The 13,116-nt window shown below is 70.0% G+C and carries 20 protein-coding genes; 10 read left to right on the forward strand and 10 right to left on the reverse strand.

Going from position 1 to position 13,116, the window contains the following annotated elements; genetic code table 11:
- Positions 1-127 precede the first annotated feature (127 nt).
- The 8 genes from DK389_RS13735 (at position 128) to DK389_RS13770 (ending at position 5,504) form a co-directional block, all read left to right on the forward strand.
- Positions 128-1,507: an adenylate/guanylate cyclase domain-containing protein gene (locus DK389_RS13735; RefSeq protein ID WP_109890342.1), complete on the forward strand. Its 1,380-nt coding sequence runs from the start codon at positions 128-130 to the stop codon at positions 1,505-1,507.
- 217 nt (positions 1,508-1,724) lie between these two features.
- A complete protein-coding gene (locus DK389_RS13740; RefSeq protein ID WP_236960859.1) occupies positions 1,725-2,003 on the forward strand; it encodes a hypothetical protein in 279 nt (92 codons plus the stop codon).
- Positions 2,004-2,068: 65 nt separating this feature from the next.
- Positions 2,069-2,710, forward strand: a complete 642-nt coding sequence (locus DK389_RS13745) for a hypothetical protein (protein WP_109890346.1) — start codon at positions 2,069-2,071, stop codon at positions 2,708-2,710.
- A 104-nt stretch (positions 2,711-2,814) separates the two neighbouring features.
- Positions 2,815-3,084: a hypothetical protein gene (locus DK389_RS13750; RefSeq protein ID WP_109890348.1), complete on the forward strand. Its 270-nt coding sequence runs from the start codon at positions 2,815-2,817 to the stop codon at positions 3,082-3,084.
- A gap of 265 nt (positions 3,085-3,349) precedes the next feature.
- Positions 3,350-3,622 (forward strand): hypothetical protein, encoded by a 273-nt coding sequence (locus DK389_RS13755; protein WP_109890350.1) that lies wholly within the window; start codon positions 3,350-3,352, stop codon positions 3,620-3,622.
- Between the two features lie 78 nt (positions 3,623-3,700).
- Complete coding sequence (locus DK389_RS13760) at positions 3,701-3,964, forward strand: hypothetical protein (protein ID WP_236960861.1); 264 nt, start codon at positions 3,701-3,703, stop codon at positions 3,962-3,964.
- Between the two features lie 230 nt (positions 3,965-4,194).
- Positions 4,195-4,893, forward strand: a complete 699-nt coding sequence (locus tag DK389_RS13765) for a Crp/Fnr family transcriptional regulator (RefSeq protein ID WP_236960863.1) — start codon at positions 4,195-4,197, stop codon at positions 4,891-4,893.
- A 359-nt stretch (positions 4,894-5,252) separates the two neighbouring features.
- Positions 5,253-5,504, forward strand: coding sequence for a DUF6894 family protein (locus DK389_RS13770; protein WP_109890354.1), 252 nt, complete (start codon positions 5,253-5,255; stop codon positions 5,502-5,504).
- Here the strand turns inward: DK389_RS13770 and DK389_RS13775 are convergent.
- Both DK389_RS13775 and DK389_RS13780 read right to left on the reverse strand, forming a co-directional pair.
- Positions 5,496-5,714: a hypothetical protein gene (locus DK389_RS13775; protein ID WP_109890356.1), complete on the reverse strand. Its 219-nt coding sequence runs from the start codon at positions 5,712-5,714 to the stop codon at positions 5,496-5,498. The genes DK389_RS13770 and DK389_RS13775 overlap by 9 nt on opposite strands.
- Before the next feature lie 104 nt (positions 5,715-5,818).
- Positions 5,819-7,135: an MFS transporter gene (locus tag DK389_RS13780; RefSeq protein ID WP_335645547.1), complete on the reverse strand. Its 1,317-nt coding sequence runs from the start codon at positions 7,133-7,135 to the stop codon at positions 5,819-5,821.
- A 99-nt stretch (positions 7,136-7,234) separates the two neighbouring features.
- Here DK389_RS13780 and DK389_RS13785 point away from each other — a divergent pair, with 99 nt between their 5' ends.
- A complete protein-coding gene (locus DK389_RS13785; RefSeq protein WP_109890358.1) occupies positions 7,235-8,146 on the forward strand; it encodes a LysR substrate-binding domain-containing protein in 912 nt (303 codons plus the stop codon).
- Positions 8,147-8,162: 16 nt separating this feature from the next.
- On the opposite strand, the gene DK389_RS13790 is transcribed toward DK389_RS13785, so the two are convergent.
- The 5 genes from DK389_RS13790 to DK389_RS13810 form a co-directional block, all read right to left on the reverse strand.
- Positions 8,163-8,381: a hypothetical protein gene (locus tag DK389_RS13790; RefSeq protein WP_109890360.1), complete on the reverse strand. Its 219-nt coding sequence runs from the start codon at positions 8,379-8,381 to the stop codon at positions 8,163-8,165.
- A 49-nt stretch (positions 8,382-8,430) separates the two neighbouring features.
- Positions 8,431-8,631 (reverse strand): hypothetical protein, encoded by a 201-nt coding sequence (locus DK389_RS13795; RefSeq protein ID WP_109896377.1) that lies wholly within the window; start codon positions 8,629-8,631, stop codon positions 8,431-8,433.
- 31 nt (positions 8,632-8,662) lie between these two features.
- Positions 8,663-8,869, reverse strand: coding sequence for a hypothetical protein (locus DK389_RS13800; RefSeq protein ID WP_162560640.1), 207 nt, complete (start codon positions 8,867-8,869; stop codon positions 8,663-8,665).
- An 8-nt stretch (positions 8,870-8,877) separates the two neighbouring features.
- On the reverse strand, positions 8,878-9,324 hold the full coding sequence (locus tag DK389_RS13805) for an acyl-homoserine-lactone synthase (RefSeq protein ID WP_109890363.1): 447 nt from the start codon (positions 9,322-9,324) through the stop codon (positions 8,878-8,880).
- An 88-nt stretch (positions 9,325-9,412) separates the two neighbouring features.
- A complete protein-coding gene (locus DK389_RS13810) occupies positions 9,413-10,144 on the reverse strand; it encodes a LuxR family transcriptional regulator (protein WP_109890365.1) in 732 nt (243 codons plus the stop codon).
- Between the two features lie 222 nt (positions 10,145-10,366).
- Here DK389_RS13810 and DK389_RS13815 point away from each other — a divergent pair, with 222 nt between their 5' ends.
- Entirely contained in the window at positions 10,367-10,690 is a 324-nt protein-coding gene (locus DK389_RS13815) for a hypothetical protein (protein ID WP_109890367.1), read from the forward strand.
- Positions 10,691-10,694: 4 nt separating this feature from the next.
- Here the strand turns inward: DK389_RS13815 and DK389_RS13820 are convergent, their stop codons facing one another.
- The 3 genes from DK389_RS13820 to DK389_RS13830 form a co-directional block, all read right to left on the reverse strand.
- On the reverse strand, positions 10,695-11,003 hold the full coding sequence (locus DK389_RS13820) for a hypothetical protein (protein WP_236960865.1): 309 nt from the start codon (positions 11,001-11,003) through the stop codon (positions 10,695-10,697).
- 70 nt (positions 11,004-11,073) lie between these two features.
- Complete coding sequence (locus DK389_RS13825; RefSeq protein ID WP_109890369.1) at positions 11,074-11,451, reverse strand: hypothetical protein; 378 nt, start codon at positions 11,449-11,451, stop codon at positions 11,074-11,076.
- Positions 11,452-11,617: 166 nt separating this feature from the next.
- The gene (locus DK389_RS13830; protein ID WP_109890371.1) at positions 11,618-12,994 is read right to left on the reverse strand and encodes a methyl-accepting chemotaxis protein; all 1,377 of its coding nucleotides are present in this window, start codon (positions 12,992-12,994) and stop codon (positions 11,618-11,620) included.
- Between the last annotated feature and the right edge of the window lie 122 nt (positions 12,995-13,116).

A 13,116-nucleotide genomic window follows, 5' to 3' on the forward strand; every position in this document is an offset into this window, starting at 1 on the left:
CCACCGACCTCGGTCGATCCGGCGCCTATGTGTTACGGGCCGGCGTGGGGCCGGGCAGGCGTGAGGATCTCGGGGCGGTGTTCGGTCGAGCGTACAGGGGGACAGGAACGGGGCGGCGCTCCGTCCGATGCGGGTGGCGGCGGGCGGTCGAGCCCTCGTCCTCCACCTGATCATCGTTCTGGTGCTCCTCGCCACCGCCGTCACGGCCGGCCACACGCCCCACGCCGAGAGCTACTGGGTGGTGCTCGGCGTCTACGCCGTCTGCTCGGTCGGCCTCGGCCTCGCGAACCGGCACAAATCGGAGGCTGGCCTCGCCGACGGCGAGGAGGGCGGCCGCAAGGCGGAGTGGCTCGCCCGGGCCTCGACGCTGCTCAACGCCGGGATCGCCCTCTACCTCGTCGTCGAGCACATGCTGGCGGGGTCCGCCGCGGAGGCCGAGGACGCGGTCGCGGCCGTGAGCCGTTTGCCCGCCTTCCTCCTGCTCCTGCAGACCGGCCTCACCATGCGGGTCTCGCACACGATCCTCTTCTCCGGACTGGTGACGCTGGCCTGGGGCGGCACCATCCTGTTCGCCGCCCTGGTGCCGGGCAGCGGATTGCTCGGCCCCCGAGTCTCGCTGACGGAGGAGATCTTCAGCCTCCTCACCTTCCTCGCCGCGAGCCTCGTCGTCATCGACGGCACGCGACGCCTGCGCTCCGCGGTGGCGACGGCGCTTCGCGTCGAGCGCGAGAAGGCGGTGCTCGCCCGCTTCGTGCCCGGGAAGGTCGCCGCCGACCTCGCCCGCGAGGGCGGGCTCGGCACGGCGCGGGCGCGCCATGCCTGCCTCTTCGCCCTCGACATCCGCGGCTTCTCGGCCTTCACGCGGGAGCACGACCGCGACGCCGTGGTGCGCGCGCTCCTCGACATCCGCGCCCTGACGCAGGCGGCCGTCTCGGAGGAGGGCGGCATCGTCGACAAGTACGTGGGTGACGCGATCCTGGCGCTGTTCGTGTCCGGGAGGCCGGAGGATCAGGCGCGGGCGACCCTGCGCAGCGCGCGCACGATCGCGCGGCGGCTCCAGGACCTCAACCGGGAACGGCAGGGGGCGGGCCTGCCCGCCCTCGCGATCATCGTAGCGCTGCACGCGGGCGACGTGCTCGTCGGCGTGTTCGACGACGGCTTCCGGGCCGAGTTCACCGTGCTCGGGACGGCGATGAACCAACTCGCCCGCATCGAGAGCCGCGCCAAGGCCGCGGGCCTCGAACTCGCCCTGTCCGAGACCTTCGCGCGCCTGCTCGGCGATCCGCCGGGGAGAGCCTGCGCCTGCGCCCCGTGCGCGAGGGGATCGCCTCCGCCGAGGCCCTGCCGCTCCTCACCCTCGACTGATCCGCGCTGCGCGGCAGCGCCGAGCCCGCGCGGGTTCGCCCGGCCGACTGCGCGATCTCGCCGCAGGTCGCGCAAGAGCAGAGCAAGCACAGATCTCATGCCAATAGGTATTTGGCATGCCAATAGCTTCGACTTGCGATGATGATCAGGTGCCCGGCTTTAATCCCGCCTGCGTCCGACCCGTATGGCTCGGCGTGCGGCGCGTCACCTGCAAGAATAGATTTCGGATTAAATTCGAAAAAGAACCTGTGTGACAAACATCACTTGAATATATAACTGCAGTCAGTATGTGGAAGATCATCAGATGTTGGGTCGTTCCAGGCTTATACATCACTCACCCGAATAATAGGATGATGACGATGAAACTCTACGCTGCTTCCACCGCCCTCGCTCTCGTCCTCGGCCTGACGGTCTCCGCTGCCGCCGAGGGAAGCCGCCAGCCGGCGGGCGGAGCTCACATGAGCTCCTTCGTGCATCACCCACACCACGACCCCCGCTCCCTCTACTCGCAGCGCCGGGCGACCGGCCAGATCCTCGGACAGCCGATGCTTTCCGAGCGGGCGGGCGCGCACCGGGCCGGGCCGCGCGCCGTCGAGCCGCGCCTCGTCGCGCCGCACTGGGCCTCCGGCTGGCGCTGAGGCCACGTCGGCGGGGCGGCGCTCAGGGCGCCGGGTTGCGAAGGTCCGGTCGGAAAGGGGTTGAGATGAGTCGGAACGTTCAGCGTCACGGGGTCGCGGCCGAGGTCGAGCGGCAACTCGCCGTCAGCCGCGTCCGGTGCCGGAGCGACACGGCGCGGCCCGCGGTCGCGCTCACGCTCGGGCAGTGGCGGACGGTCGAGTCGATCCTGAGCGCCGAGATCGGCCAGTGGCACCAGGGCCGGGGCATCAACCCGGAGCGGGGCGATACCGGCTTCATGGTGGTGGCGGCGGTCCGCTACAGCCTGGGGCGGCCGAGCCAGGCGGCGAGCCTGTGTACGGGCTGGCTGCAGGCGCACTGGACGAGTCTGCGCGAGCGGGACCGGGCCGACATCGTCGCCGATATCGAGCGTCACCTCGCCGAGCGCGCCCCGGCCGACGGGGAGGGGGACGGCGCGCCCTGGGGCGCCTTCGTGTCCTGGGCGCGGACCGGATGGGCCGAGACGGAGGAACCGCCGCTCGCCGCGCTCGCCTGCTACCGGCTCGGAATCCTGGCGCGCGCGCCGCGCGCCTACGCGCCGGGAGACGCTCAGATTCAGGCCCTCCAGAACCGCGGCCTCGTCGAGCCGACCGGCCGCGTCGATGCCGAGGCACGGCGCGAGTGGACGATCACGGATGCCGGACGCGCCGCTCTGGAGAGGCAATCCTGACCGGCCCTCGACGGCCCGCCGCCCACGATCCGCGAGGACCCGGACAGGTTTGGCCCGGGACTCTTCGGCCCATCGAGAAACCCATTTTCTTCAGGAGGATTCCCATGTTTCGATTGATCGGTACGGCAACGCTCGCCGGCCTGATTTCCGGCTTCGTCGCCCTGTCCGTGACGGGCGCCGGTGCGGAGCCGCGCCGCGACCACCGGCCCGCCACCTGGACCCTGTATTCCGGCCCGCACGGGGAATTGCTCGGTGCCGAATTGCCGGCCGAGGCGAGGCCGCGCGCGCCGTCGAGCGACCAGATCCGCGGCCCCGTCCACGACAGCCGCACGGGCATCGTGCGCCCGGGTAATCCCTCCCCGTCCGTGCGCTGAGCTGAAGATCCTGCGCATGTCTCACCCGGCGGCGGACCGAGCGTCCGCCGCCGCGGGCGTTCGAGCCGGGCACGCGGCCGGAGCCGCTCTGCGAGCCGCCACCGATCATGGAGAATCGGGATTATACTGGTATATTTACTGATATTATTCTAGATGTATGAAGTACATGCTGTTTTCATTTGTGCATGAGCACATAAAAGTCCTTGCAGGTGTTATATATATCGATGGGGATACATGATCCTGCTGGATGACGAGAGGAGATCTCATGAAGACGCGTCGCGCGATTCACACCCTGCTTCTTGCTCTCGGCGCCGCCGTGCCGGTGTCCGCTGCGTCGGCCTATGGCCTGCCCGGCTACGGTGAGCGGGCCGCCCCGCGTCTCCCGTTCGAGGAGCCGAGGCCGGGCGGCACGCGGCCGATCTACGGCGCCTCGCCCTACGGACGCTGCATCCCGAGTTCGGCGAGCGAGGGCAACGCAAACCAGCAGAGCCGGCCGGTGAAGCAGTACGGCCAGACCTCGGGCGGCTCCGCCTGCTGATCCCGCCCATCCGCGCCGCTCCGGCTCAACGCGGTGCCGGAGCGGGCCCACCCGCATCACGACCGGAGGCAGCGCAGCATGTCCCGCATCCCGATGGCGGCCGCCCGCGCGATCGCCGGCCTGACGCTCTGTCTCGCCCCTACCGGCCTCGCCGCCGAGGCGGCGCGCACCGGGACCGGTGGCGGTCCCGAGACGACAGTGACGGCACCCCACACCGCGGTGTCCGGCCAGACCGTGCCACCGGGAGCGGCGGCCGCGCCGACCACGGATCCCGGCGCGCGCACGCAGCGCCAAAGGGACCTCGACCGGGTCCTCGGCGGCGTCTGCACCGGCTGCCGCTGAGGCGATTGGCTGCCCGCGGTCACGCGTCGCGAGTATCAGGTCTGGAAAAGCGAAGCTCCCTTAACCTGCGTCAATCAAAGGTGCTTCCTCACGCGCTAGCTAGATTCAGCCGACGGTTTTAACCGCGGCGAGCGCGTTCAGGCGAGTTGAGCCGCGCTTCAATTCGTGGGGCGGGGCAAGAACGCGTGGTTTCGGCTGCCGAACAGTCGCTGGGTGTGCTCATTCGGAAGTTGGAGTCGATCGCCCCGCTGTCGCCGGAGGAGCGGCAGGCGCTCGCGCGACTGCCCTTCACCGTCCGGATGCTGTCGCCGGGCCAGGATATCGTGCGCGAGGGCGACCGGACGACGCAATGTTGCCTCGTCGTCCAAGGTTGGACCGGCCGCTACCGGCTGCTGACCCGGGGACGGCGCCAGATCTTCTCGTTTCACATCCCTGGCGACATTCCCGATCTGGAGAGCCTGCACCGTCCAGTGATGGACCACAGCGTCGCGAGCCTCACCAAGACGATGGTGGCCCTGATCCCCCACGAGAACCTGCGCGAGTTGACCGCCTCGCATCCTGGGCTCGCCAGCGCCTTCTGGCGCAGCACGCTCGTCGACGGCGCCATCTTCCGCGCCTGGATGCTCGGCCTCGGCCGCCGCTCGGCTTTCGAGCACATGGCGCATCTGTTCTGTGAACTGTATTTGAAGTTGCGAGCGGTCGGGCTCGCGGGCGACGGCCGCTATCCGCTGCCGATCACGCAGGTGGATCTCGGCGACGCGCTGGGATTGTCGAACGTCCACGTCAATCGCGTGCTGCAGGTGTTGCGGGGGCAGAAGCTGATCAGCTTGCACAGCAGCACCCTCGTCATCGAGGATTGGGCCGCCCTCGTCCGGATCTCGGAGTTCGATCCGGCCTATCTCGGCCTGGAGAAGCAGGCCGTCCTCTGAGTCTTGCCGGCTCGCGGAGCCTGTCTGCGTAGTTCAGCCGAGGATCGTCAGGATCTGCCAAGCCGACCAGGCCGTCAGTCCGACGGATGCCTTCAGCAGAAGGACGATGCAGAGCCAGGGCACGTCGGGATCCTCAATCTTCGCGTGGTCTCAAGATTGTTCAACCTGTGCGAACGCGCGCGAAAGTTGCAATCGGATTCGGCGGGCCGGCGTGGCTTATCCGGCATGAACCCTTCATTAACAATAACGCCCGGGCGCCGGGGCCGCGATGTTCAGTGCGGGAGCGGGAATGGTGGCCGGTTGCTCTCTGGGAACCGCTTCCACCCGGCTCTGTTCTCCTCCCGGCTGAGGGACGAGACATGCCGCGCTTCTTCATCGACTCGGATGATGGCAACCTGCACGTGCACGACGACGAGGGACAGGACTTTCCGGACGCCGAATCCGCGCGGCGGCTGGCGACCGCGATGCTGCCCGACATGGCCCGCGAGAAGGTCGCCTCGGGGGATCCCAGCACCTTCCTCGTTCAGGTCCGGGACGAGGCCGGCGTCACCCTCTACCAGGGCACGCTGAGCTTCGTCGGCGCCTGGCGCGATCCGGCCGCGTCAGCCTAGCGGCCAGGGCCCGGCCAGGGCGGCGATGAGGACGAGCACGCCGAACAGGGCCCCCGACAGCGTCAGGCGGGCTGCGGTGCCGAACGCGACCGGGCCCCGGTTGTCGTTCGCGGGCCGGCCACGGCGGGGGCGGCCCAGGTGATGCTCCACGGCAGGGTAGGAATCGACGATCCGATGCGAGACGGGCCCGCGCGAGCCGGCGGCGAACATCTGTATCCTCCCGGTCCGAACCCTCCCGCGAGCATCCCGGCGCGCTTCGGCCCGCGGTGGAGGGGTCGTTCAAGCCGCAGGCTAAGGCCGATCGTGGGCTCGCGTCAAAGCCCATTCTCGCCCTGTCGGCCTCCCGTGCCTTCCATCGCCCGCAACCGCAGCGCGAGCGCGAGGGCGGCGCCGAGCAGGCCGGCATTGAACCCGGCCACGGCGGGCCAGCCGCCGGCGGACCAGAACCAGCCGCCGGCCGAGCCCATCAGGCTCGATCCCAGATAGTAGGTCAGCAGGTAGAGGGACGAGGCGTGCCCCTTCGAGCCCTGCGCCATGCGGCCGACCCAGCCGCTCGCGACGGCGTGCGCGATGAAGAACCCGACCGTGACGGCGACGATCCCCGCGAAGATGCCGGGAAGCGCCGTGAGGCAGGTGAGGGCGTTGCCCGCCGCCATGGTCAGGACGCCGACGATCAGCACCGGGCCTCGGCCGAGCCGGTCGGCGAGGGAGCCCGCCACCGTTGAGGCGACCACGCCGAACAGGAACACCGTGAAGATCGCGCTGATCTGCCCCTGGCCGAAGCCGTAGGGCGCGGCCGTCAGCCGGAAGGTCAGGTAGTTGAAGGTGCTGACATAGGCGCCGAGAACGAGGAAGCCTGTGGCGAAGAGCAGCGGGAGGCCCGGATTGCGCAGGTGCTTCAGCCAAGCGTCCCGGTGCTGGAGGAGCGTCACGCCCGAGCGCCGGACGGCGTTGCGCGAGGCAGGCAGCAACGCGAAAAATCCGAGGGCGGCGACGAGATCGACGATCCCGAGGATCCCCAGCGCGGCGCGCCAGGAGGCGAACTCGGCCAGGATGCCGATGCCGACACGTCCCATCATGCCGCCGAAGGCCGTGCCACCGACGTAGAGGCCCATGGCCGCGCCGAGCGCCCGCGGATGGATCTCCTCCGCGAGGTAGGCCATCGCCACCGCCGGGACGCCGCCGAGCAGCACGCCCTCCAGCGCCCGCAGGGCCAGCACGCCGTACCAGGTCGGCGCGAGCGCGCTGCCGATGTGGAGGAGCGCGGCACCCATCATCGAGGCGAACATCAGGCCTCGCCGGCTCACGGCTTCCGAGAACGCGCCCGCGCACAGGATCGAGAAGGCCAGGAAGCCCGTGGTGACGGACAGGGCCAGCGCGCTGACCGACGGGCTGATGTGGAACTCATCGACGAGGCCCGGCAGCAGCGGCTGCACCGCGTAGATCAGCGAGAAGGTGGAGAAGCCGGCCAGGAACAGGGCCACGCTGATGCGCCGGTAGGCGCCTGTTCCCGGCTCGGTCCACGCGTCCGCTGGGTGGGCATCGGCCGGAGCGACGGGCTTGGCCTGCGCCGGCGCGCGGGGCGGGACGGGAGGAGCCGACAGCAGGTCGACGGGGCTGGCGATCGTCACGGCGGGTCTCTGTCTGGGACCGCCGGCTTGTACGCCCGCCCGAGCTATCGCACGTCAGCCATTTTCCGTATTCAGCTATCGCGAAATTGTATCGCCAGCATGGACATCCCCCAGCTTCGCACCCTCGTGCACGTGGCCGAACTCGGCAGCCTCAGCAAGGCGGCGGCGCGCTTGCGCATCGCGCAGCCGGCTCTCAGCCGGCAGGTGCGGCTCTTGGAGGAGGAGCTCGGCCTGCGCCTGTTCGAGCGCCACGGCCGCGGCATGGTCCCGACCGAGCGGGGCCGCGAGGTCCTGATGCACGCCGCACGCGTCCTCGGAGAGGTCGATGCGCTGCGGGCGCGTGCGGCCGGGTCCGGTTCGGCGCTCAGCGGGCACGTCGCGGTCGGCCTGCCGCCGACGGTGGCGGATCGGGTGTCGGTGCCGCTGGTAGCGGCCTTCCGCGCCGAGCATCCGGGCGTGCTCGTGCAACTCGTCAGCGCCTATACGGGCTATCTGCTCGACTGGCTCCATCGCGGCGAGGTCGACGTGGCGGTCCTGTACGATCCCCGCGTCACCCGCGCGCTGCGGACCGAGCCCCTGACGCAGGAGACCCTGTACCTCATCGGCCCGCCCGACGCGGGGTTGGCGCACGAGCGCCCGGTGCCCTTCGCCGAAGTCGTCCGGGCGCCGCTGCTCCTGCCGAGCACGCGGCACGGCCTGCGCAACATCCTCGACCAGTTCGCGCACGAGGCCGGCGCCGTGCTGGACGTCGTGGTGGAGACCGACAGCTACACGGCCCTGAAGGACCTCGTCCGGCACGGCTACGGCCGCACCATCCTGCCGCTCGCACCGATCCGCGCGGACGTGGCTGCCGGCCGCCTGACGGCCGCGCCGATCACCGATCCGGCGCCGACCCGCCGCGTCGTCCTGTGCTACCCGTCGGATCGTCCGGTGTCGCGCGCGGCGCAGTTCGCGGGTGCGCGCCTGAGGGCGATCCTCGGGGATCCAGAGCCGCGCCGGTCCGGGGACTGAGCGCCCCGGGCATGCCTCACAGCAGCTTGGGCTTGCCCGGCGTCAGGCCGAGCTGCTCGACGCGCTCGGCGCGCAGCACCTCGTCCGTCAGCTCCGCGATCGTGCCGTACTTGAGATGCTCCGAGATGGCCGCGAGCGCGCAGGCCTGATTGCTCGCGAGGACGGCGTAGCGGTGCTCCTTGCCCTTGAGCGGGTAGGCCGGCAGGCCGCGCACGCAGACAACGAAAGCTTGCATCACGCCGATCCTCCTTTCACGGCATCCGATCCCGGGTGCGGGTCTCGGCCTATTTCAGGGCGATCTGCGGCTCGCCCTGGAGTTCCTTGGCAAGGTTGCGGCCAATCTGGAGCAGCAGCAGATCGAAGAGCGCCTGAAGGGTCGGATCTCCGACCTGCCCGATGGCCTCGCGGGCCTCGAGGCAGCGCGCGGCGGCACGCGCCGCCGCGCTCGCGGATTCGTCGCCGGCGGGGAAGGGTCGGTCTGGCATGGCAATCACCTGGTGCGGGGCCCGGAGCATGTCAGGCGGACCGGCGGCGCGGGGCCTCGATGCGCCGGCGGTGCGGGCGGTCGAAGGCGTCGATGTCGAGGACGGGACCCGAGAGGCCGAACATCTCCCGGTGGGTCTCGATCGTGTCGGGCATCATCCGGGCGCAGATCGGCAGGATGGTCGAGCCGTCGTAGGGACAGGGAAGGGCGAGCGCCTCCACGTCCCAGCCGAAGGTCATCAGCCGGCTCACGAGGATCGGGTGGGTCTGGACCAGAAGCCCCTCAAGGCCGAGGAACTCGGCGGCTTCGGCGACCGCGGTGAAGGAGGGGCCGGAGATCGCGTCCGCGCCCCGGCTGCTCTCGCGCTTCGACGGGGCAACTGCGCAGCGCGTCCACTCGAAGATCCGCGGACCGGACGGAGCGGGGGCCCTTTCAGGATCTCGGGGTAGAGGTGGGTCTGCAGGTGCGGCCGCGTCGTCGGCAGGAGGCGGGAGTAGGAGACCACCGCGTCCCCGGCGAGGCCGACGACGTGGTAGCATTCGGGCGTGTCGAACTCATCGATCTCGCGCCCGTCCGGCTTGCGGCACGCCTCCCATTTCAGGTGCTCGACGAAGAAGGCGTGCCGGAACCGGTAGACCTTCTCCATGAGGTCGGGATCCTCCGACCCGTCCTCTCCACTCAACAGCTTGAACATCCTGCGGCCCTCCTGCCTGCCCCGAGAGTCGGGCAGAGAGAGCGGCTGGCGTATTCGTAGATTTACGAGGTGGAGTGGGTGGGCCGCGTCAGGTTATGATCCCGCGCCTGAGCGCCTCCGCGATGGACTGGACGCGGTTGACGGCGTTGAGCTTGCGCGCCGCGCTGGCGAGATGCGCCTCCACCGTCCGCGACGAGATCGCGAGGATCTGCGAGGTGTCCCAGGCGCTCTTGCCGGCGGACGACCATTTCAGGCACTCGATCTCCCGGTCGGTGAGGCCGCTCAGCGGGTCGGAATTGCCCTTCGCGCGCAGCGCCGAGACCGCGCGCGCCTTCGACATCGCGTAGATCGCGACGAGGTGGAGGCCCGCCCGCTCGTCCTCGGAGAGCGTCAGGCGCTCGGCCCCGAAGCTTACCCCCGCCTCACGTCCGTCGAGGTCGTGGAACGGCACGCAGAACCCGTCCAGCAGGCCGAAGCTGCGCGCCTCGTCCATGACGCGGGCGCCGTTCGCGTCGCCGTGCAGCCGGGCCGCATCCGTCCACAGGAAGGGCTCGGTCGTGCGCCGAATCTGCCGGATGACCGGATCCTGGTGAAGGTAGTTCTGCCGGTGATACCGGCTCGACCACGCGTCCGGCCAGCCCGTGATCATGGCGCAGTCGAGCAGCCCCTCCGCCTCCGTCTGCGGGAGCCCGCCGATCAGGAAGGCGTCGTAGCCGAAGATCCGGCCGGCCGCCCGCAGCTCCGCGTAGACGTCCGCGCGGGAGCGCGTCGCCCGCAGGCGATGGATGATGTCGAACGAGGTCTGGCGGATATCGGGCACGAAGGGCGATCGCGGTATAGACCTCTGATTGTACCAAAGGACAAACTCGCGAGATAGTTTAACCTGACGCTTTCATTGGGGGTGGATGGTGCCAGGAGAAATTGTATGAACGGGCTCCTATTCCTCCGCGGTCGGCTCCGGGTCTCCCCAACCCGGCCCGTTCCCGCAGCGGCCCCCACCGTCGGGGCCTCCAAGAGCGCCGGACCGCAGAGGTGAGCCACGATGTCGAAGGACTACGAGTGGGAGTTGCTGCGGCGAATTGCAGCGGCTCTCGAGCTGAGCCCGGCGCTCTTCTTCGCGGAGCGCCCGCTCGCCGACTCTGACGGGAACGTCGTACCGCTCGAGGCCGCGCGGCGGGAGCACGCGCCCGAGCACAAGCGCCTGCTCGACAGCCTGCGGCTGCACAAAGCCTTCGAGGCGATCGAGGACGAGGAGGGCCGGCTGGAGGCGTTGCGCGCCGTCGAGGCGATCAGCCGCCGTCAGGCCGAGGGGCGGGGCGGTTCCGTCCCGGATTCCCGCGCCGCGGCGATGCCGGAGCGGGATTAGGCGCTCACGCAGCGCGCGCGTCGGCGGCTTGGTCCGGGTTCTCGTCCAGACGCCGGGCCCGGGCGGCCGCCGCGCGCAGCGAGGCCACCATCGCGTCGGCCTGCGCGTCGAGGTCGGGGTCCGACAGCCGGCCCGCGCCGCTCCGCTGCATCAGCAGGAGGCCGCCCAGCGCCGCGCACAGGCTGCCGCCGAGCGGGGCGCCGACGAGCGCGACGAGAAATCCCTGCGGCGCCAGGACCGCGCCGGTCAGCAGGCCGCCGAGCATCGCCATCGCCATCAGCACGAACATCGCCACCTCCAGATGGCGCATCATGCACGCTTCGTGAATCCGTGGGGACGCTTCCTGCGAACAGGGTGAGCGATTCGTTACCCGCGAGCGGCGCTCAGTCGACGCATTTCCCGGTTGAGACGAAGGGCGCCGCGGAATCTTCCGTGCTGACGCGCGCGAGGGAGAAGCGCCGGCTCGCCGTGTTGATCGCGAAGACCACCTTGCGGTCCGGCGAGCGGCAATAGGTGGTCTTCGACTTGCCCTCGTCCGCCGTGGTGCAGCGATAGATCCCGGGATAGCCGCCCTTCACGTACATGGTCTCGTCGGAGAGCTCGACATCGAAGCGGAGCGATTCCGGCTGCGCGGCGCCGCTCGACACCTGGCTCGTCAGAGCCACCTTGGCGTCCTCGGCGCAGAAGTACCGCACTTCATCGGCGAGCGGGCTCCCGGTGCCGATCAGGAAGGTCGCGATTGCCAGTGCGGTTCTCGTCACGCGCCGCTGCTCCCAGTTGGCCGCAGCATGCAACGTCCGCTGCGGCCGGCGGTTGCATGCAGTATACAACATTTTTTCGGGAGAAAATGCGATATTTTGCCGGCGGTGCGAAACCTGTCCGCCGCGCCCGCCGCGGCAGACCGCGACGGGGCTGTGCCGGACCCGGCTAGCGGCCGGTTCGCGCGATCTGGTCGGCGGCGTCGAGCATGTCCTTCATCGCCTTCGACGCCGCGCGGAAGGCCGGGGTTCCGGCATCCCAGTCGGAGCGCGCGATGGCCCGCACCATCTGCTCGGCCTCGCGCAGGGCTGTCTCCTCGGCCCGGCTGAAGGCGGAGAAGGCGGGGTGACCACTCTCCGGTCCCTGGGCGAGGATCTGGCTCAGCCGCACCGTCTCGCCGACCCGCATCGCAGCGGCAGCCGCCTCTGCCGGCGCGAATCCGGCGAGGATGCGCGCGAGGCGACGCTTCCAGGTGCCGATATCGGCCGGCAGCCGCACCAGCGGGTAGACGGGCGCGGCCTCCTCGACGGCGTCGAGCGTCATCTGGGCGGAGCTCTCGGTCTTCACGAGGCGCTCGGTGATGCTGTCGATCTCGGTCCGGGTCTTGGCCGATTTCTCGGCGATGTCTTGGACGTTCCGGGCGATCTCCTCCGTCGCCGTGCGCTGCTGGCCCAGCGTCTGGGCGAGGGCTTGGGTGAGGCTGCTCGTCTCGGTGATGCCGGTCTCGGCTTCCGCGATCCGCGTGCCGAGCTCGGCCACGATGGCGCTGCCGCCCGCGACCGCGTCCCGGCTCTCGTTCACGGCATCGGCGATCAGGCTCATCTCAGCCTGCAGGGTGCCGAGCCAGGAGCGGATCTCCTCCGTGGATTTCGCCGTCTGGCCGGAGAGGGCCTTGACCTCGGCGGCGACGACGGCGAACCCGCGCCCCGCCTCGCCGGCCCGGGCCGCCTCGATCGTCGCGTTGAGCGCCAGGAGGTTGGTCTGGCCGGAGATGCCGGCGATCGTCGCCGCCATGGTGCCGATCTGGGCGACGGCGCCTTGGAGCACCTTCATGCGCTCGTCGATCTGCATGGTGCGATCATGGATCGCCTGCATCGCCTCGCGGGTCTGATGGACGTCGCGCAGGCAGATCGTCATGGCGGCCTGCGCGGCGTGGGCGCGGAGGCCGGCGCTCTCCGAAGTCTCGGCAACCTGCGCGATCGAGGCGACCATCTCCTCGGTCGCACTGGCGATGGTCTGGGAGGAATTCGCGATCTGGCCGACGTCGTAGGTGGTCCAGCCGACGTTGATGGCCGCCTCGGAGGCTTCCTTGGCGAGCCGCGCGAGATCGGCGAGATCGCGCAGGCGGCTCTCGCCACGGCTCGCTTCGAGCCGCTGCAGGGCGTCGGCGACCGGACCCGGCGGAAGATCGGCAACGGCGAGCCGCTGGCTCGCGATCAGCCGCTCCATCGCGGAGAGCAGGCGCTCGTCATCGCGAGGCGCCGGCGGCGCTGCGACCGAGGGCGCTTGCGCCGCGCGGAAGTTGCCGAGAGCCGACCGCAACATTCTTGTTTCCCCGATTGGTTTCTTTCGGAAAGAATGCAGGGCCTTCGTTAATTTCTACCTGACGTTGGAATGACGCCGCAGAATACCGCGGTGTGCGAATTCCGCCCGCAGGCGCGCTTCAC

Source organism: Methylobacterium durans, from assembly GCF_003173715.1.
GTDB lineage: Bacteria > Pseudomonadota > Alphaproteobacteria > Rhizobiales > Beijerinckiaceae > Methylobacterium > Methylobacterium durans.

Excerpts from the sequence above, each read along its gene's own strand:
- DK389_RS13795 (WP_109896377.1), bottom strand. The coding sequence starts at position 8,631 with ATGCCAGACCGACCCTTCCCCGCCGGCGACGAATCCGCGAGCGCGGCG.
- DK389_RS13820 (WP_236960865.1), bottom strand. The coding sequence starts at position 11,003 with ATGATGCGCCATCTGGAGGTGGCGATGTTCGTGCTGATGGCGATGGCG.
- DK389_RS13750 (WP_109890348.1), top strand. The coding sequence starts at position 2,815 with ATGTTTCGATTGATCGGTACGGCAACGCTCGCCGGCCTGATTTCCGGC.
- DK389_RS13785 (WP_109890358.1), top strand. The coding sequence starts at position 7,235 with ATGGACATCCCCCAGCTTCGCACCCTCGTGCACGTGGCCGAACTCGGC.
- DK389_RS13740 (WP_236960859.1), top strand. The coding sequence starts at position 1,725 with ATGAAACTCTACGCTGCTTCCACCGCCCTCGCTCTCGTCCTCGGCCTG.
- DK389_RS13760 (WP_236960861.1), top strand. The coding sequence starts at position 3,701 with ATGTCCCGCATCCCGATGGCGGCCGCCCGCGCGATCGCCGGCCTGACG.
- DK389_RS13770 (WP_109890354.1), top strand. The coding sequence starts at position 5,253 with ATGCCGCGCTTCTTCATCGACTCGGATGATGGCAACCTGCACGTGCAC.
- DK389_RS13735 (WP_109890342.1), top strand. The coding sequence starts at position 128 with ATGCGGGTGGCGGCGGGCGGTCGAGCCCTCGTCCTCCACCTGATCATC.
- DK389_RS13815 (WP_109890367.1), top strand. The coding sequence starts at position 10,367 with ATGTCGAAGGACTACGAGTGGGAGTTGCTGCGGCGAATTGCAGCGGCT.
- DK389_RS13745 (WP_109890346.1), top strand. The coding sequence starts at position 2,069 with ATGAGTCGGAACGTTCAGCGTCACGGGGTCGCGGCCGAGGTCGAGCGG.
- DK389_RS13805 (WP_109890363.1), bottom strand. The coding sequence starts at position 9,324 with ATGTTCAAGCTGTTGAGTGGAGAGGACGGGTCGGAGGATCCCGACCTC.
- DK389_RS13755 (WP_109890350.1), top strand. The coding sequence starts at position 3,350 with ATGAAGACGCGTCGCGCGATTCACACCCTGCTTCTTGCTCTCGGCGCC.
- DK389_RS13790 (WP_109890360.1), bottom strand. The coding sequence starts at position 8,381 with ATGCAAGCTTTCGTTGTCTGCGTGCGCGGCCTGCCGGCCTACCCGCTC.
- DK389_RS13775 (WP_109890356.1), bottom strand. The coding sequence starts at position 5,714 with ATGTTCGCCGCCGGCTCGCGCGGGCCCGTCTCGCATCGGATCGTCGAT.
- DK389_RS13830 (WP_109890371.1), bottom strand. The coding sequence starts at position 12,994 with ATGTTGCGGTCGGCTCTCGGCAACTTCCGCGCGGCGCAAGCGCCCTCG.
- DK389_RS13800 (WP_162560640.1), bottom strand. The coding sequence starts at position 8,869 with ATGACCTTCGGCTGGGACGTGGAGGCGCTCGCCCTTCCCTGTCCCTAC.